Annotated in this window: 14 protein-coding genes; 10 read left to right on the top strand and 4 right to left on the bottom strand. The window is 73.8% G+C overall.

Features of this window, described 5'->3' with window-relative positions; all coding sequences use genetic code 11:
- The first annotated feature begins 7 nt into the window (after positions 1-7).
- From ACZ4NB_RS14920 to ACZ4NB_RS14950, 7 genes are read left to right on the top strand one after another with little or no spacing between them, the layout of a single operon-like run.
- Positions 8-814 (top strand): alpha/beta fold hydrolase, encoded by an 807-nt coding sequence (locus ACZ4NB_RS14920; RefSeq protein ID WP_467661497.1) that lies wholly within the window; start codon positions 8-10, stop codon positions 812-814.
- Positions 811-2,061 carry a glycosyltransferase gene (locus tag ACZ4NB_RS14925; RefSeq protein ID WP_467661499.1) on the top strand — a complete coding sequence of 417 codons (1,251 nt, stop codon included), beginning with the start codon at positions 811-813 and terminating at the stop codon, positions 2,059-2,061. Before ACZ4NB_RS14920 ends, ACZ4NB_RS14925 begins: the two co-directional genes overlap by 4 nt.
- A 5-nt stretch (positions 2,062-2,066) precedes the next feature.
- Positions 2,067-3,938 carry a methyltransferase domain-containing protein gene (locus tag ACZ4NB_RS14930; RefSeq protein ID WP_467661500.1) on the top strand — a complete coding sequence of 624 codons (1,872 nt, stop codon included), beginning with the start codon at positions 2,067-2,069 and terminating at the stop codon, positions 3,936-3,938.
- The gene (locus ACZ4NB_RS14935) at positions 3,935-4,927 is read left to right on the top strand and encodes a galactokinase (RefSeq protein WP_467661502.1); all 993 of its coding nucleotides are present in this window, start codon (positions 3,935-3,937) and stop codon (positions 4,925-4,927) included. Before ACZ4NB_RS14930 ends, ACZ4NB_RS14935 begins: the two co-directional genes overlap by 4 nt.
- A complete protein-coding gene (locus ACZ4NB_RS14940) occupies positions 4,924-6,078 on the top strand; it encodes an alkaline phosphatase family protein (protein ID WP_467661504.1) in 1,155 nt (384 codons plus the stop codon). The genes ACZ4NB_RS14935 and ACZ4NB_RS14940 overlap by 4 nt, the downstream gene beginning before the upstream one ends.
- A gap of 22 nt (positions 6,079-6,100) precedes the next feature.
- Positions 6,101-7,366: an MFS transporter gene (locus tag ACZ4NB_RS14945; protein ID WP_467661506.1), complete on the top strand. Its 1,266-nt coding sequence runs from the start codon at positions 6,101-6,103 to the stop codon at positions 7,364-7,366.
- On the top strand, positions 7,363-8,400 hold the full coding sequence (locus ACZ4NB_RS14950; protein ID WP_467661508.1) for a TolB family protein: 1,038 nt from the start codon (positions 7,363-7,365) through the stop codon (positions 8,398-8,400). The genes ACZ4NB_RS14945 and ACZ4NB_RS14950 overlap by 4 nt, the downstream gene beginning before the upstream one ends.
- A 22-nt stretch (positions 8,401-8,422) precedes the next feature.
- On the opposite strand, the gene lysX is transcribed toward ACZ4NB_RS14950, so the two are convergent.
- On the bottom strand, positions 8,423-11,740 hold the full coding sequence (gene lysX / locus ACZ4NB_RS14955) for a bifunctional lysylphosphatidylglycerol synthetase/lysine--tRNA ligase LysX (protein ID WP_467661509.1): 3,318 nt from the start codon (positions 11,738-11,740) through the stop codon (positions 8,423-8,425).
- Positions 11,737-12,669 (bottom strand): Ig-like domain-containing protein, encoded by a 933-nt coding sequence (locus ACZ4NB_RS14960; RefSeq protein WP_467661510.1) that lies wholly within the window; start codon positions 12,667-12,669, stop codon positions 11,737-11,739. Before ACZ4NB_RS14960 ends, lysX begins: the two co-directional genes overlap by 4 nt.
- A 241-nt stretch (positions 12,670-12,910) precedes the next feature.
- Between ACZ4NB_RS14960 and ACZ4NB_RS14965 the strand changes: the two genes are divergently transcribed.
- Positions 12,911-13,105: a hypothetical protein gene (locus tag ACZ4NB_RS14965; RefSeq protein ID WP_362924940.1), complete on the top strand. Its 195-nt coding sequence runs from the start codon at positions 12,911-12,913 to the stop codon at positions 13,103-13,105.
- Between the two features lie 182 nt (positions 13,106-13,287).
- Here the strand turns inward: ACZ4NB_RS14965 and ACZ4NB_RS14970 are convergent, their stop codons facing one another.
- Positions 13,288-14,097: an NAD(P)H-binding protein gene (locus ACZ4NB_RS14970; RefSeq protein ID WP_467661512.1), complete on the bottom strand. Its 810-nt coding sequence runs from the start codon at positions 14,095-14,097 to the stop codon at positions 13,288-13,290.
- An 87-nt stretch (positions 14,098-14,184) separates the two neighbouring features.
- On the opposite strand from ACZ4NB_RS14970, the gene ACZ4NB_RS14975 reads away from it, so the two are divergent.
- Complete coding sequence (locus ACZ4NB_RS14975) at positions 14,185-14,607, top strand: winged helix-turn-helix transcriptional regulator (protein WP_467661514.1); 423 nt, start codon at positions 14,185-14,187, stop codon at positions 14,605-14,607.
- A 91-nt stretch (positions 14,608-14,698) separates the two neighbouring features.
- Here the strand turns inward: ACZ4NB_RS14975 and ACZ4NB_RS14980 are convergent, their stop codons facing one another.
- Positions 14,699-15,916: a phosphodiester glycosidase family protein gene (locus tag ACZ4NB_RS14980; protein WP_467661724.1), complete on the bottom strand. Its 1,218-nt coding sequence runs from the start codon at positions 15,914-15,916 to the stop codon at positions 14,699-14,701.
- A 134-nt stretch (positions 15,917-16,050) separates the two neighbouring features.
- Here ACZ4NB_RS14980 and ACZ4NB_RS14985 point away from each other — a divergent pair, with 134 nt between their 5' ends.
- A complete protein-coding gene (locus tag ACZ4NB_RS14985; RefSeq protein ID WP_467661516.1) occupies positions 16,051-16,911 on the top strand; it encodes a phosphatidylinositol-specific phospholipase C/glycerophosphodiester phosphodiesterase family protein in 861 nt (286 codons plus the stop codon).
- Positions 16,912-16,916 lie beyond the last annotated feature (5 nt).

A 16,916-nucleotide genomic window follows, 5' to 3' on the forward strand; every position in this document is an offset into this window, starting at 1 on the left:
GCGCGCCATGGCCCACACCGACGCGGGCGGACTGCGCCTGCACACCCAGCGGCTGCCGGCCCGGGGCGCCGGCGCCCGGCCCGGCGGCCCCACCGTCGTCTGCCTCCACGGGCTCGTGATGGACAACCTGTCGAGCTTCTACTGCACCCTCGCCGGCCCGCTCTGCCGCGCCGGGCACGAGGTGCTCCTCTACGACCAGCGCGGGCACGGCCTCAGCGAACGCCCGCCCACCGGCTACGACCGGGACACCGCGGCGGCCGACCTCCTCGCGCTGCTCGCCGCCCTCGGGCCCGATCCCGGCCCGGTCCATCTGATCGGCAACAGCCATGGCGGCGCCGTGGCTCTGCACACCGCGCTCCTGCGGCCCGACCTCGTCGCCTCGCTCGTGCTGATCGACGCCCAACTGACCGGCGACTGGGTCGAGGAGATGACCGACACCCTCACCGCCGCCGCCCTCGGCCTCGAAGACGGCCGGATGACCGTGCAGCTCGCCGCGCTCGGACGGCGCAAGGAGGCCCGGCTGACCGCCGGTGCCGACGCCCTGCTCAACCACACCACGCTGATCGAGGACATCGCGGCGGCCGGCGCCTTCACCGCCGCCGACTTCGCCCGGCTGAGCTGCCCGGTTCTCGCCGTCTACGGGGAGAAGTCCCCACTCCTGCCGGGTGCAAGGGAGTTGGCGGCCATCGCACCCGACTGTGAGCTGTGTGTGCTGCCGGATGTGGGGCACACGGTGCTCACGGAGGCCACCGAGGGGCTGTGCGGCGCCGTACTGGGGCGGCTGCGCGTACGGGCCGGGGCGGTGGCCGGATGAGAGTCCTCTTCGTCGTCCCGCCGCTGGCCGGGCACGTCAACCCCACGCTCGCCGTCGCCGCCGAACTCACCGCACGCGGACACCAGGTCGCCTGGACCGGCCCCGCCGCGTCCCTGGCGACCCTGCTCCCCGCCGGCGCCCGGCTGTACTCGGCGGGAGACCGCGGCGCGGCCGACGGCTATGACGTACTGCACCGGCGGTGGCGCGATCTGCGCGGCGTCGCGGCCCTGCGCTTCCTGTGGGAGGAGGCCCTGATCCCGCTCGCGCACGCGATGCTGCCCGGCGTGCACGCCGCCGTCGAGTCCTTCACGCCCGATGTGCTGGTGGCCGACCAACAGGCGCTCGCCGGGCCCCTGGTGGCGCGCCGGTGCGGCCTGCCCTGGGTGACCTCGGCGACCACTTCGGCGGAGTTCACCAGGCCGTTCGAGGGTTTCCCGAAGGTGGGGGAGTGGGTGGCGCGGCGCATCGCCGACCTACTCGCCGACTGCGGCGCACCCACCGACTGGGACCCGCGCTTCTCACCGCATCTGGTGCTGGTGTTCTCGACGGTCGAGCTGGTGGGGGAGGGAGGGTGCCGGGGGGTGGGGGCGGGGGCCGAAAAGTGGGGCTCGCACTACGCCTTCGTAGGCCCCGCCTTCGGCCCCCGCCCGCCCGCCGCCGACTTCCCCTGGCGCAGCCTGGATCCCGGGCGTGCCCGCGTACTGGTCTCCCTGGGCACGCTCAACCGCGAGGCCGGGGCCCGCTTCTACCCCGCGGTGCTGCGCGCCGCGGCCGCCCTGGCCGACCGCGCGCAGCTGATCCTGGCCGCCCCGGGCGACTTCGCCCGGGACCTCCCCCCGAACGTGCTGCACCAGGAGTACGTCCCCCAGCTGCAACTGCTCCCGCACCTCGACGCCGTGCTCTGCCACGGCGGCCACAACACCGTCTGCGAGGCGCTCGCGTACGGGCTGCCGCTGGTCGTGGCGCCGGTCCGCGACGACCAGCCGATCGTGGCCCGCCAGGTGACCGAGGCCGGTGCGGGAGTCCGGGTGCGCTTCGGCCGGGCCCGTACCGACGAGCTGCAACAGGCCCTGGCGGCCGTGCTCGACGACCCGGCCCACCGCCGCGCGGCCCGCCGCATCCAGGCGTCCTTCGCCGCGGCGGGCGGCGCCACCGCCGCGGCCGACCGCCTGGAGAAGCTGCCGCCCGGCCCCGGCGCCGACCCTACCGGCACCGACCCCCGCACCCCGTCCGAGAAGGGATCGTGAGGCAGATGGCACCAGCACACCGTTCCCGCGCCGGTACCCGCGCAGTGGCGGTCGCCGCCGCGCTGGCCCTGGCCGCGGGCACCGTCCGCGCCCGCCGCCGGCTCGCCGCGCTGCCCCTGCTCGACCCGGCCGGACCGTACGGCAGCGCGCGGCCGGCGCTCGCGGGCTGGCATCTGATCACCGCACCCGGCGTCACGGCCGACGACGCGACCCTGCGCGCCGCCGTTGCCCACGCCGCGCACGAAGGGCTGCGCGTGGTGGACCTGATCCCGGCGCGGCTCGACGCCGAGAGCGCCCTCGGCCTGCTCCGGCTGCTCGACCCCGCGGCGCACCGCGCGGACCGGGGCGCGCCCGGACACGGCGCGGGCCACGCCGTACTGGTGGCCGACGAGGTCCACCGCCGCGCCCAGCTCCCCGGACGGCTCGCCGAGGCCCCGCCGCGCTGTGCCGCCGACCTCCTGCGCCTGCTCGCCGAGCTCAAGGAGTACGCCCCCGAGGCCACCGGCTGGGCCATCGCCCCCGGTCTGGCGGCGCCGCCCCCCGACCCCGCCCGGCACGCCGAGGAGCTGCGCGCCCGCGGCCTGCCACCCGTCCTGCTGTCCGCCGGCCAGCTGGCCGGACTCGCCCTGCTGCTCAAGTGCCTCTACTCCGCGCCGCGTTGGGGAGCCGCGGCGATCGCGCTCTACTGGCTCCAGCCCGCCCTGGTCGCCGCCCCCGCCCGGCGGCTGCGGCCCGCCGGCCTGGCCCGCGCCACCGCGGCACGTCCGCTGCGGGCGGTGTCCACCGCGCTGCACACCCTGCGGACACCGCCCGCGAAGACGCCCGGCGCGGCCGACGCCCCGGCGCGCCGCGCCGCGTACGCGGCCGAACTCGCCGCCGGCACCGACCACTTCTTCGAACCGCGGCGCACCGACTGCCCCTGGTGCTCGGCACCGGATCCGGTCGTCCGGGTCCGCATGCCCGACCTGCTCCAGGGCAAGCCCGGCCGCTTCACCCTCGAAGAGTGCCGGCGCTGCGGCCACGTCTTCCAGAACCCCCGGCTCACCCCCGACGGGCTCGACTTCTACTACCGCGACTTCTACGAGGGGCTCGGCGGCGAGGGCGCCGCCCTGATCCTCGGCCGGATGAACGCCACGTACCGGGCCCGCGCCGAACTGCTCAGGCCCTTCACCACCCCCAGGGCCTGGCTCGACGTCGGCACGGCCGCGGGGCACTTCTGCAACGCCGCCCGCGCCGTATGGCCCACCACCCGCTTCGACGGGCTGGACATGGGCGCCGGAGTGCACGAGGCCGAGCGCCGGGGCTGGATCACCGCCGCGTACCAGGGCCAGTTCCCCGACCTCGCCGACCGGCTCACCGGCCGCTACGACACCGTGAGCATGCACCACTACCTCGAACACACCCGGGACCCCTTCGCCGAACTCGACGCGGCCGGCAAGGTCCTGGCCCCCGGAGGGCATCTGCTCATCGAGCTGCCCGACCCCGAGGCCCGTATAGCCCGGCTGCTCGGCCCCCACTGGCTGCCCTGGTTCCAGCCCCAGCACCAGCACCTGATGCCGGTCGGCAACCTCAAACAGGCCCTGGCAGAACGGGGGTTCACCGTCCTCGCCGAGCAGCACGGCGCCGCCCACCAGGCCAACGCCGACTTCATCGGCGCCGTCGCCCTCACCGCGAACCGGCTCGCCCCCGATCCGCACGCCCCCTGGGCCACCACCCCCGCCACCCCGGGCCGCCGCGCCGCCCGAAGCGCCGTACAGGCCCTGGCCCTGCCCTGCTACGGCGCCGCGGCCGCCCTCGACGCGCTGCGCACCGCCGTCGCGCGGGCCACCGACGGCGGCAACGCCTACCGGCTGCTCGCCCGCAAGGAACTGGGGTGAGAGCCGTGGACCTGGCCCGGCTCCCGGCGGCCGACCCGGTGATGCGGCTGCTCGCCCACGGCTTCACCACGGCCCACGGGCGCCTGCCCGAGGTGGTCTGGCGGGCCCCGTACGCCTTCCACCTCAGCGGCCACGCCGTCCGGCCCGGCCCGGTACGCGCCGCCGCCGCGCCGCCGTCGGACTGGGTCGCGGCGGCCAACTGGCACCTCGCGGTGGCCGTCGCGCCGCGCGCTGACGGGATGCTGCACTGCGGCTCGCTCAACCACCCCGCCGAGAGCGCCGTACTCCCGCTCACCGGCCCGGCCGCCCCCGCCCCCCGCTGGGCGGCCCGCCCGTACGCGGCGCTGCGTGCGCTCGCCGCCGCCGGCATCGGCCGCGGCGGCGCCGATCTGCAGCTCAACGCCACCCTCCCCGACTCCGCGGGGCTGCCCGTCGCCGAACCGCTGGAGTGCGCCCTCGCCCTGGCCGTCGCGGACGCCTGCGCCGGTCCGGGCGAGCAACCGCCCACCCGGGCACAGCTCGCGGAGCTGTTGGGCTCCGCCGTGCCCGGTGACGACGCGCTGCGCCGGGCCGTGCTCTTCGCGCGGGCCGGGCACCTCCTGGCGGCCGACGGCAGCACCCACCGGCCGCTCGGGTCGCCGGGCGGCGGCCCGGACCCCTGCCTGCTGCTGGTGGCCGTCCGTACGGCCGGTGCCGAGGACCGGCGCCAGGACGGTGCGGCCACCGCCACCGCCCTGGCGATCCGCGAGGCGCTGCGCGCCGGCGCCCGGTCCGCCTGGTGGCCCGGGCGGCGGCCGGGCCGCAGCGTGCTGCTGCTGATGCCCCCGGACCGGCGCGCGGCGGTCCGGGCGGAGGTGGCCGGCGCCTTCGGCCGCTGCGGGCTGCCCGTGCCGCGCTTCCTGCGGATCGCGGTCGCGGACGCGGCCCGCCGCGAGGACCGACGACCCCCACCCCCCACACCCCCCGACCAGGAGAGTGAGACCCGATGAAACCCCGACCCCGCCGCCTGCGCAGAGCGCTCGCCGCGGCCCTCGGCGCACTCGGTCTGATCGCGGTCGCCACGACCGCCGAGGCCCGTGTCGGCACCGGCGCCGCGCTGCCGTCCTACGACCACGTCGTGGTCGTCGTCTTCGAGAACAAGCAGTACGGCGAGATCATCGGCAGCGCCAACGCCCCCTACATCAACCAACTCGCCCAGGGCGGCGCCAGCCTGACCGGCATGAAGGCGCTCACCCACCCCAGCCAGCCGAACTACTTCAACCTCTTCTCCGGCGCCACCCAGGGCATCACCGGCGACGGCTGCTACACCGCCCAGTCGATGGACGCCCCCAACCTCGGCCAGGAACTCATCGCCGCCGGCAAGACCTTCGCCAGCTACAACGAGGGGCTGCCCGGCGAGGGTTCCACGACCTGCACCAGCGGCCGCTACGCGCAGAAGCACAACCCGTGGTTCGCCTTCAAGAACGTTCCGGTCGGCACCGGCAAGACCTTCGCGCAGTTCCCCAAGGACGACTTCACCCAGCTGCCGACGCTGTCCTTCGTCGTCCCCGACATGTGCAACGACATGCACGACTGCGCCGTCGGCAGCGGCGACACCTGGATCAAGAACAACCTCGCCTCGTACGCCGAGTGGGCCAAGGCCCACAACAGCCTGCTCGTGCTCACCTGGGACGAGGACAACTACCTGGGCTCCAACCAGATCGCGACCGTCTTCCACGGCGCCCATGTCAAACCGGGCGGCGTCGGCGGCGCCTACAACCACTTCAACCTGCTGCGGACCTTCGAGGACATGTACGGCACCGGGCACGCCGGCAACGCCGCCACCGCCACGCCCGTCACCGAGGTGTTCGACACCGGCGGCACCCAGCCGCCCGACGGCGACCTCAAGCTCGCCACCCCCGGCCCGCAGACCTGCCGCTTCAACCAGCAGTGCACCCTCCAACTGACCGCCACCGGCGGCAGGGCCCCGATCGGCTACCGCACCACCGGACTGCCGCTCGGCCTGACCGCGGACGCGGCCGGCGGCCGTATCACCGGCAAGCCCTGGCAGACCGGCACCTTCCAGATCACCGCCACCGCCACCGACGCCGCGAGCGCCACCGCCACGGCCCAGTTCCCCCTCACCGTCAACTGGTTCTGACCCACGGCACGAGGAGACGTCCGTGTACCTCTCGTCCAGCCGCGCCGCCGACGCCTCGGCGGGTGTCGCCCGCCACCGGCCGGCCTTCCTGCGGGGCGCCGTCGCCGGCAACGTCGTCGCCCTCGGACTGGTCAGCATGGTCACGGACGTCTCCTCGGAGATGGTCACCGCCGTCCTGCCGCTGTACCTGGTCGTCGGCCTGGGCATGTCCCCGCTCGCCTTCGGCCTGCTCGACGGCGTCTACCAGGGCGTCACCGCACTGGTACGGCTCGCCGGCTCCTACGCGGCCGACCGCACCCGCCGCCGCAAGCTCGTCGCGGCCACCGGCTACGCCCTCTCCGCGGTCTGCAAGCTCGGCCTGCTCGCCGTCACCACCCCCTGGGCGGTCGGCGCCGTCCTGGCCGCCGACCGCACCGGCAAGGGCCTGCGCAGCGCCCCGCGCGATGCGCTGATCTCGCTGTCCACCACCCCCGAGCAGCAGGGCCGCGCCTTCGGCGTGCACCGCGCCCTGGACACCGCCGGCGCGCTGCTCGGCCCGCTCGCCGCCTTCGCCGTGCTGTGGGCCGCCCGGGACGGCTATGACGCGGTCTTCCAGGTCAGCTTCTGCTGCGCCGCGTTCGGCGTACTGCTGCTCGCCCTGTACGTCCGCGAACCGCACCCGGACGCGACCGAACGACGTGCGCGGGCACCACGCCCCGGTGCCCTGCGGGTGCTGCGCACACTGGCCGGTACCCCCGGCCTGCCCCGGCTGAGCCTGGCCGCGGTCCTGCTCGGCGCCACCACCATCAGCGACGCCTTCCTCTACCTGGTGCTCCAGGAGCGCCGGCACCTCGACGCCCAGTGGTTCCCGCTGCTGCCGGTCGGCACCGCGGCCGCCTTCCTGCTGCTGGCGCTCCCGGTCGGCCGCCTGGCGGACCGCGCGGGACCCCTGCGGGTCTTCCTTGCCGGCCATGGCTCCCTGCTCGCCGCCTACCTCCTGCTGCTCACCCCGCCCGTCGCCCAACTCCCCTCCACCGTCCTGATGTTCGCCCTGCTGGGGGCCTTCTACGCGGCGACCGACGGGGTGCTGATGGCGGCCGCCGCCCCGCTGCTGCCACCGGACCTGCGGGCGAGCGGACTGGCCCTGGTCCAGACCGGCCAGGCCGTGGGCCGCTTCGCCGCCGCGGTCCTCTTCGGCGCGGCCTGGACCGCCGCCGGCCCCGTCACCGCCCTGGCCGCGGCGGCCGGCTGCCTGGCCGCCGCCGTCGCGCTCGGCGCCCTGCTCCTCGTCAGAAAGGGCTCCCCATGACGCCGGTCCTCGCCCGCCCCGCACCTCGGCGGACCCTGGCGCTCCTCGCGGTCACCGTCCTGCTCGCCACGGCCGCCGCCGTCGCGGTCGGCCGGGCCGCCGGCCGGGCCACCGAGCGCGACCACGACCGGGTGGGCCAACCCGCCGTACGGCAGGGGAAGTTCGGCCTCGGCGCCCCCGGCCGCCTGATCTTCCGGAACCTGGCGTGGGGGCCGCGGCGCGACCACCTCGCGGCCGTACCGCTGAACGACCCCGGCGCCGTCCGCACGGCCGGCCCCACGGACTGTCTGCGCTTCCACGCCGCCGCCGGCACCGGTATCTGCCTGCGGGCCACCGGGGGAGTGGTGCCCGGCCACGAGGCCGTGGTCCTGGACGCGCGGATGAAGGCCGTCCGGCACTTCCCGGTGCCCGGCATCCCCACCCGCGCCCGGGTCTCGCCCAGCGGCCGGCTCGTCGCCTGGACGGTGTTCGTCAGCGGCGACTCCTACGCGGGCGGCGCCTTCTCCACCCGTACCGCCCTCTACGACACCCGGACCGGCGCCCTCCACGACAGCCTGGAGGACTTCACCGTCCTGATCGGCGGGCGCCGCCACGAGGCGGTCGACCACAACTTCTGGGGCGTGACCTTCGCCGCCGACGACACCGCCTTCTACGCCACCCTCGGCACCGGCGGCCGCACCTACCTGGTCCGCGGCGACCTGACCCGCCGCACCCTGACCGCCGTGCGCGAGAACGCCGAATGCCCCTCGCTCTCCCCGGACGGCACCCGGATCGCCTTCAAGAAGCGGGTGCGGCCCAAGGGCGCCGACGCACCCTGGCGGCTGTACGTCCTGGATCTGCGCAGCGGACGCGAATGGCCGCTGGCCGAGCGGGCGAGCGTCGACGACCAGGCGCTGTGGCGGGACGGCCGCACCGTGCTGTACGCCCTTCCCGGGGACTACGGCGCCGACCTGTGGCAGGTGCCGGCGAACGGCGAAGGCCACCCCCGAAAGGTGGTGGCCTCCGCCGTCTCGCCCGCTGTGACCGGGCCGTGAACGTGCTCCTGGACTGCCCGCCTCAGCGCCGCCGCACCAGCGGGAACGGCAGCGTCTCGCGGATCGACAGACCGGTCAGGAACATCACCAGCCGGTCCACGCCGATGCCCAGACCACCGGTCGGCGGCATCGCGTACTCAAGGGCCTGGAGGAAGTCCTCGTCCAGCTCCATCGCCTCCGGGTCCCCGCCGGCCGCCAGCAGCGACTGGGCGGTGAGCCGCCGGCGCTGCTCGACCGGGTCGGTCAGCTCCGAGTAGGCGGTGCCCAGTTCGGTGCCGAACGCGACCAGGTCCCAGCGCTCGGCGAGCCGCGGGTCCTTGCGGTGCTGCCGGGTCAGCGGCGAGACGTCGGTGGGGAAGTCCTTGTAGAACGTCGGGAGCTGGGTCTTCTCCTCCACCAGCCGCTCGTACATCTCCAGCACGATGTCGCCGCGGCCCATCTCCGGCTTCACCGGTACCGAAGCGGCGGCGCACAGCCGGCGCAGCCGGTCCGGTTCGGTGTCCGCGTCGACCTCCTCGCCGAGCGCCTCGGAGATCGCGCCGTAGACGGTCTTGACCGGCCAGATCCCCGAGATGTCGTGCTCGACCAGCCGGCCTTGGGCATCGGCCTTGCGGGCCGTGGCGCTGCCGAACGCGGCGATCGCCGCGCCCTGGATCAGCTCCCGGGTCAGGTCGAGCATCACGTCGTAGTCGGCGAAGGCCTGGTATGCCTCCAGCATCGTGAACTCGGGGTTGTGCTTGTAGGAGATGCCCTCGTTGCGGAAGGTCCGCCCCATCTCGAAGACCTTCTCCATACCGCCCACGCACAGCCGCTTGAGGTACAGCTCCGGCGCGATCCGCAGGTACAGGTCGAGGTCGTAGGCGTTGATGTGGGTGTGGAACGGGCGGGCGTTGGCGCCGCCGTGGATCTGCTGGAGCATCGGGGTCTCGACCTCCAGGTACCCGCGGTCGATCAGGCCCTGGCGCAGCGCCTGCACGGCCGTGCTGCGGGCCCGTACGTTCTCCCGCGCGTCCGTCGAGACGACCAGGTCCACATAGCGCTGGCGGACCTTGGCCTCCGGGTCGGACAGCCCGCGCCGCTTGTCCGGCAGCGGACGCAGGCACTTGGCCGTCAGCCGCCACTGGGTCACGAACACGGTCAGCTCACCGCGGTCGCTGCTGCCGACCTCGCCCTCGGCCTCGACATGGTCACCGAGGTCGATGTCCGAGCCGAAGCGGTCCAGCAGCTCCTTGCCGCTGACGTCCCGGGTCAGCGCGATCTGCAGATCGCCCGACCAGTCGCGCAGCACCGCGAAGAGCACACCGCCGTGGTCACGGGTGAGCAGCACCCGCCCGGCGATGCTGACGGACTTGCCGGTGTGCGTCCCCGGCGCGAGGTCGGGGTACTCCTCGCGGACCTGGCCCAGGGTGTGCGTACGCTCCACGCCCACCGGATAGGGGTCGGTGCCGCTCTCCCGCAGCCGCTCCAGCTTGCGGTGGCGCACCCGCACCTGCTCGGGCAGCGCGGCCAGCTCCTGCGCGCGCCGCTCCTCCTCGGTGGCCGGCGCGGCCCGCACCAGACCCAGCTCGTCCAGCGACGGCAGACCGGCCGTGCTCGCCGGGGCCAGCACCCGCTTCTTGTGGCCCTTGCCCCACAGCTTGCCCAGGCTCGGTACGGCCACGAAGCCCTCGGCGATACCGGAGGCCAGACCGATCCGGGCCAGCGCGCCGGCGTCCGCATAGCACAGGAACCGCGGGTACCACTCGGGGTTGTACTTGGCGTTGGAGCGGTAGAGCGCCTCCAGCTGCCACCACTTGGAGAAGAACAGCAGCAGCCGGCGCCAGAACTTCAGCACCGGTCCGGCGCCGATCCGCGCGCCCTCTTCGAAGGCGGAGCGGAACACCGCGAAGTTCAGCGAGATCCGGTGCACGCCCATCGCCCCGGCCTGGGCGCACAGCTGGGCGACCATGAACTCCATCACGCCGTTGGGCGCGGTGCGGTCGCGGCGCATCACGTCCAGCGAGATGCCGTCGGTGCCCCACGGCACGAAGGACAGCAGGGCGATCATGTTGCCGTCGCCGTCGAACGCCTCGGCCAGCAGGCAGTCCCCGTCGGCGGGGTCGCCCAGCCGGTCCAGCGCCATCGAGAAGCCGCGTTCGGTCTCGGTGTCGCGCCAGGCGTCCGCCCGGTGGATGACCTCCTGCATCTCCTCGTCGGTCAGCGCGGAGTGGCGCCGCACCCGGAAGGTCGCGCCGGCCCGCTCGACGCGGTTGACGGCCTGGCGGGTGACCCGCATCTCGCGGCCGTCCAGGTCGAAGTCCTTCACATGGAGGATCGCCTCGTCGCCCAGCTGCAGCGCACCGAGCCCGCAGCGGGCGAACGCCTTGGCGCCGCTCTCGCTGGCGCCCATGACGGCCGGCTGCCAGCCGTAGCGCCCGGCGACCTCCAGCCACGCCTCGATCGCCTGGGTCCATGCCTCGCGGTCGCCGACCGGGTCACCGCTGGCCAGGCAGACACCGGCCTCGACGCGGTAGGTGACGGCGGCCTTGCCGCTGGGGGAGAAGACCACGGCCTTGTCGCGGCGGGTGGCGAAGTAGCCCAGCGAGTCCTGGCTGCCGTAGCGGTCCAGCAGCGCCCGGATGCGGGCCTCCTCGTCACCGTGCAGCGCGGCCTCCATCCGCTGCGAACGGAAGAGCGTGGCCGCAGCGTTCAGCAGCGCCAGCGCGCCGAGCAGTTCGAGGACGGTGCTGATCCAGTGCGGCGGATGGCCCTCGACCAGATGGCCGCCGACGAGCCCGCCGCAGACGCGGTTGGCGACCCACAGCAGGCGGTTGCCGCCGCCGGCCTCCAGCGTGCCCGGAGCCAGCGTCACCAGCCCCCAGCCGATCAGCACCGCGACCGCGAGTCCGGCGACCAGCACCCCGATGGCGCGCAGGAACGCGCCCCGCCGGGTGATCGCGTAGAACTCGCGGTGCGAGACGAGCAGCAGCACCAGCGCGCCGGTGCACAGCACCAGCGAGATGGCGAACTCCTCGTACCCGGCGGCCAGGAACAGCGCGTCGGCCAGGGTGACCAGCACCATGTAGGCCACGACGAACCACAGCGCCACGCGTTTGCGCGCGGTCATCGCCGCGCCCAACAGGAAGAGGAACACCGCGTAGGCGAAGTTGGGCGCCACTGGGATGGTGAGCGTGTCCAGCCAGTAGATCACCGGGTGGAGCGCGCGCCGCAGGGGCCCGATCAGCGCCGTCAGGGCGCAGAAGAGCCCCAGCACGCTGAAGATGATGGCGAAGCCATTGGGGACGCGGCGCCGGAAGCGCCGCCACCCCGTGAGTTGATCCTGGTCCTGCACGGTGCTCATTCCGTCACACTAGGCTCTGAAAGGGGTCTACTGCTCGACGCGAGGGGCGCTGTTTCGCCGCCGGCGGGAACACCGGCATTCCAGTCTCCGATCCCGATGGTCCTCTCGTCTTTCCCTCGCACGGAGGATGCGGTGACCACGACGGGGTCACCCACGTGGACCTTGCCACAAACCCGCGCCGCGGCCGAGTCGGCGCAAGTCCGGCCGATCGTGAAGTTCAGGTCATAGTCCGTCGCGAAGTAGCGTCCGCCGCCGGAGTCCACACCGCTCAGCTCCGCCCGCAGCGTGATTCGGGTGCCCGGTTTCGAGGGCCGCTCGGGCCGCCAGGTCACCTGGTCCTTGCCGCTGTCGTCCTTGCCCCAGTCCCAGGAGCCCGAGGCGCGGTCGTCGGCGGTGACGCTCAGGCCCCGCAGCACCGCTTCCCGGTCGGTCACCGGGAAGTCGAAGGTGACCGTGATCGGCCGGCCGGCGCCGACCACGGAGCCCTGCCGGCCGGGATCGACCACCAGCTTGTTGAGCTTGGCGGCCTGCGCCGTGGTGAGCGACTCCTTGGTCGTGCCGACGCCGCCCTGCGCGTTGCGCGTCCTGGCGACGAGGGAGTACTTGGTCTCCGGCGCCGCCTTCTCGCTCGACGTCCAGACGGACCCGCCGTCCCCGAGCGCTCCGGGCAGCCGCCGGCCCCCGGGATCGGTGACCGTCACCTCGGTCAGCACCCCGCCCTCGGCGCTCACCTGCAGGGTGTCGCCGGCCTGCACCGTTCTGGTGCCGCTCGCCGCGCCCAGTACCACCTTCACCGGGTCGCCCTTGGACGCCGACGCCGCGATGCCCCCGCACCAGGTGAACACGCCGACGCCGATCACCGGGATCAACAGGAGCGCGACACACAGCGGCCAGGGCGGCCGGTGGCGGGGGGAGGGGGTCTGGCTCATGCGGGCTTTCCGTCTGCGGTGCGGGTGGGGCGGCGATGTCGGCCGCTAAGACGGCCGATCCGCATACTCCGTTGCGGGGAGTGACGTGATCCACGTCACATCAGGCGGCACCGCTTCCCGTCGTGACCCACGGTGATCACCCTAATGGAGCATCGGGCCTCGAACCGGACATACCTCTGAATACGCCAAACTGGCCACCCCTGCCGTCCGTTCGGGCGGCGGTCGAGGAGGTGTGCGTCCCGTGGCTGTTTCCATCTCGGTCGTGCTGCTGCTGGTGATCCTCACGGTGATCTTCCTGCGCAGCGGAAAACTCAAGTTCTCGCACGCCCTGGTGTGCGCACTGCTGGGCTTCTATCTGGCGAGCAGCAGTCTGGCCCCGGACATCCACCAGGGGCTCGCCGGTGCCGCCGACATGGTGAGCAGCGTCCGCCCGTGATCACGGCGGCCGCCGCCTTCGGGGATGCGGCCGACGCCCAGTGGCTGTCAGGGGGGACACCGGATGCCGATCGGTTCCGCAGGCTGAGCGACCTGTGGAATCAACTGAGTCCTGCCGAGACGATCGTCTCGGCAGGACTCAGTTCTTGCTGGGCGCGTTGGTGTCCGTCGCTGAACGCCGGCCTACGGTCGTGTGGTAGATGAGGCTGCCACGGCCGCAGCCAGTGGGTCGCGGGCGGGGCGGCCAAGGAGGTCTGCGAGGTCGGGGGCGGCGCCGTCCAGGAAGCCGTGCCGGATGCCCGTGGCGATCGAGGCGAGCATGGGCGGCTGGAACGGCAGCAGCCCCGGCGTCTCGTCGAGGAGCCTGCGCCGGTACTCGCCCAGGCTGATGGTGCGGTGTGTGACCCCGAGTCGATCGGCCACCTGCCCGGCCGTGATCGGCGTGCCGACGAGGTCGTAAACGCGCCCGCTGTGCCGTGCCGGATTCGCCGCGACGATCGCCGCAGCATCGGCGAGATCGTCTCGCGCGACCGCGGCGAGGGCGCCGCCGCCGAACGGGGACTCCACACCATCGACGGTCCACATCAGGAGACTGCCGAAGAGTTCGGCGTAGAGGCCGTTGCGCAGGATCGTCCACGGCAATCCGCTCGCCCGCACAAGGCGTTCGGTCGCACGGTGCGCGAGCGCGAAACCGAGATGGTCACCTGCACCGGTCAGGCTCGTGTAGACAACGTGGTGCACGCCATCCCGGACGGCGGCGTCCAGGACCGCCGCGTGCCGCCCGACGACCTCGTCGTCCTCGGCGTATCCGGCGGAGATCAGCACCAGGGTCGACACACCGGCGAGGTCAAGGCTCGCGTGGTCGTCGAAGTCGAGACGCCGCATCCCCTCGTCAGGGGTGCGGCTGCCGCCCGTCACAGCGGCGCCGCGGGCACGCAGCGCCACAAGTGTGGCCGCGCCGAGGTTCCCGTTCGCTCCGGTCACCAAGATCATGTCAATCGTCGTCTTCCGTCGTGGTTCTCATCAGTAACTACGCTTGATCCTCAACCGCACGCCCACCGGCCACAAGAAGGCAGTTTGATGTCACTCACGCACACCGGGGTAACCGCCACCCCCGCCGCCCTCGACCCCTGCGGACGCGAGGACCACCCCGACTGCGGCATCCGCGACGTCTTGGACCGCATCGGCGACAAGTGGTCGGTACTCGTGATCGTCGAGCTTGCGGGCGGGCCGCGCCGGTTCCGCGAGCTGCAGCGCGCCATCGACGGCATCTCCCAGCGCATGCTCACCCTCACCGTGCGCAGGCTCGAACGTGACGGCCTCGTGCTGCGGACGGTGTACCCGACCGTCCCGGCCCAGGTCGACTACCGCCTGACCGAGACCGGGAGCGGCCTGACCCACTTGGTCAAGGCACTCGCCGACTGGTCCCTTGCCCACCGTGCCGTCATCGCCGAGGCACGGCACACGTACGACCAGACCCACCCTGACCACGACATCCGCTGACGAGAAGCGGCATCGCCGCATACCGGACACCCATCAAGGACGTGCTGTCACCAACGTCATGACCCGCAACAGCTAGGCGGCCACCCGCCGCTCACCCGAAGGAGAAGACCCCGACGGCGTTCGGCACCGGCCGCTCCGCGCCGCCCGACGGATGGTTGCGCACCACGACCTGCCCGGCGCCGTCGCCGGTCACCAGCGTCGACGAGCCGCCGCCGTCCAGGTTCATCGCGTCGCGGGCGCCCAGCTGCTCCATCAGCTCGGCCAGCTCCCGTACCGTCAGGCCGGTCTGCCCCTGCCCCGGCGCCCCGTCCAGCGCCATCAGATACAGCAGTCGGCCACCGGGCCCGATCCCCGCGGACGTACGCACCGCCACCGTCACCGCGTCCAGCCCGGCCAGCGGCTCGGCGTCCCGCACGATCGGGAAGCCGCCCACCGCGAACCGCAGCGGGACCGGATGCCGCCCGACGAGGCGGTAGCCGACCGCCACCGGCTCGCCGACACGCAGCGCGCGCAGCTGCCGCGCCCCCGCCTCGCGGCCCACCAGCACCACGCTCCCCGCCGCCACCCCGCCGGTGCCCGGCCGGGCGTCCAGCGCCCACACCCTGCCGTACCGGACGGTCGCCTCGGCGGTCTCCGTGCTGCACGGAGCGGTCCGGTCGGTGTCCGTACCGCAGGTGGCCCGCACCCGGGACGCCGGGCCCCACTGCGCGGTGTACGCGCCGATGCCGTCCACCGGCAGCGCGTACTGGTTCAGCCCGCGCAGCGGCAGCGCCCCTCCGGGAGTGAGCACCGCGCCGCGCAGTGTGAGCCGGTCCAGCCGCGCCCGGCGGTCATAGCCGACACCGATGACGTCCTCGGTGGTCGCGCCGGGCGGCAGGACCGGACCGAACCGCTGCCCGTCGGGCACCGCGGCCTTGAGCTGCCGCCCCGACGTCACCGCCGGGCCCACCGGGGCGCCGGTCGCCTCCACGCCCGGATGCTGGGTCTCGGTGATGTGGAAGAAGTCGCCGTTGACGGCCGCCACCGCACCGCGCGCCGCGGCCAGTTGGGACACCGGTGCCCGGGCGCCGACCACCCCCGGATACAGCAGATCGACCGTGACCCGCGGATCGGCCAGATCGACCGTCAGCAGATGCCCGTGCACGATCCCGCGCGGCACCGTCATCCGGAATTCGCCGTACTCCACACCGGGCGCCACCGCCACGGCATCGAAGCGCTGCACGGTGGTGGTGGCAGCAGCGGTGGCCGCAGGCCCGCCCGCCAGCCCGCCGCCCGCGAGCACACCCCACACGACCAGCACCGTCAGCATCGCCCGAACCCGGCTGAATCGCTGCTTCACGAGCCCCCCTGACATCGCGCCAACTGTCCCAGGTGCCGAAGACGTTCACTTCGCGCCGCTCATCGCGTCCGATCGTCGAAAAATTACTATCGCCTGGAGATGTCATGAATCTGTACACCCGTAGAACGGCCGTCGTGTCGTTGGGCGCGGCCCTGGCCGCCGGCCTCACCGCCCCCGCCGAGGCCCGGATCGCCGCCGTACGCCGCCCCACCGGCTCCGCGCCCCTGCGCCAGGCGCACGCGCACAACGACTACGCGCACCCCCGGCCGCTCCTGGACGCCCTCGACCACGGCTTCGGCAGCGTGGAGGCGGACATCTGGCTCGTCGACGGCCGGCTGCTGGTGGCCCATGAGGAGAGCGGTCTGGACCCCGCCCGCACCCTGGAAGCGCTGTACCTCGACCCTCTGCGCCGACGCGTTCGCGCCAACGGCGGCACGGTCTACCGGGGCCACCCCCTCTCCCTCCAGCTGCTGATCGACGTCAAGTCCGCGGGCGTGCCCACCTACCGGGAGCTGTCGCGGGTGCTGCACCGCTACCGGGACATGCTGAGCGTGTGCCGCGCGGGCCGGGTCCGCCGCGGGCCGGTCACCGCCGTGGTCTCCGGCGACCGCGCGGCCCGCGCGCCCATGGAGGGCGAGCGGGTGCGCCACGCCTTCTACGACGGCCGGATCGAGGACCTGGGCACCGCCGCCCCGGCCTCGTTCGCCCCGCTGGTCTCGGCCTCGTGGACCGAGACCTTCCGCTGGCAGGGCGTGGGCCCGATGCCGGGCGACGAGCGCGAGCGGCTGCGGCGGTTGGTGGCCGCCGCGCATGCCGAGCGGCGCCGGCTGCGCTTCTGGGCGACGCCGGACACGGCCGGCCCGGCGCGCGAGGCGGTCTGGACGGCGCTGCTCGACGCCGGCGTCGACCATCTGAACTCGGACGACCTGCCGGGCCTGGAAGGCTTTCTGCGCGCGGCGCGCTGAGGGCG

This window comes from Streptomyces sp. NPDC026575, assembly GCF_055567415.1.

What these genes read in the sequence shown, in the direction of transcription:
- ACZ4NB_RS14920 (WP_467661497.1), top strand. Translation starts at nt 8, where the DNA reads ATGGCCCACACCGACGCGGGCGGACTGCGCCTGCACACCCAGCGGCTG.
- ACZ4NB_RS14925 (WP_467661499.1), top strand. Translation starts at nt 811, where the DNA reads ATGAGAGTCCTCTTCGTCGTCCCGCCGCTGGCCGGGCACGTCAACCCC.
- ACZ4NB_RS14930 (WP_467661500.1), top strand. Translation starts at nt 2,067, where the DNA reads ATGGCACCAGCACACCGTTCCCGCGCCGGTACCCGCGCAGTGGCGGTC.
- ACZ4NB_RS14940 (WP_467661504.1), top strand. Translation starts at nt 4,924, where the DNA reads ATGAAACCCCGACCCCGCCGCCTGCGCAGAGCGCTCGCCGCGGCCCTC.
- ACZ4NB_RS14950 (WP_467661508.1), top strand. Translation starts at nt 7,363, where the DNA reads ATGACGCCGGTCCTCGCCCGCCCCGCACCTCGGCGGACCCTGGCGCTC.
- lysX (WP_467661509.1), bottom strand. Translation starts at nt 11,740, where the DNA reads ATGAGCACCGTGCAGGACCAGGATCAACTCACGGGGTGGCGGCGCTTC.
- ACZ4NB_RS14960 (WP_467661510.1), bottom strand. Translation starts at nt 12,669, where the DNA reads ATGAGCCAGACCCCCTCCCCCCGCCACCGGCCGCCCTGGCCGCTGTGT.
- ACZ4NB_RS14970 (WP_467661512.1), bottom strand. Translation starts at nt 14,097, where the DNA reads ATGATCTTGGTGACCGGAGCGAACGGGAACCTCGGCGCGGCCACACTT.
- ACZ4NB_RS14975 (WP_467661514.1), top strand. Translation starts at nt 14,185, where the DNA reads ATGTCACTCACGCACACCGGGGTAACCGCCACCCCCGCCGCCCTCGAC.
- ACZ4NB_RS14980 (WP_467661724.1), bottom strand. Translation starts at nt 15,916, where the DNA reads ATGCTGACGGTGCTGGTCGTGTGGGGTGTGCTCGCGGGCGGCGGGCTG.
- ACZ4NB_RS14985 (WP_467661516.1), top strand. Translation starts at nt 16,051, where the DNA reads ATGAATCTGTACACCCGTAGAACGGCCGTCGTGTCGTTGGGCGCGGCC.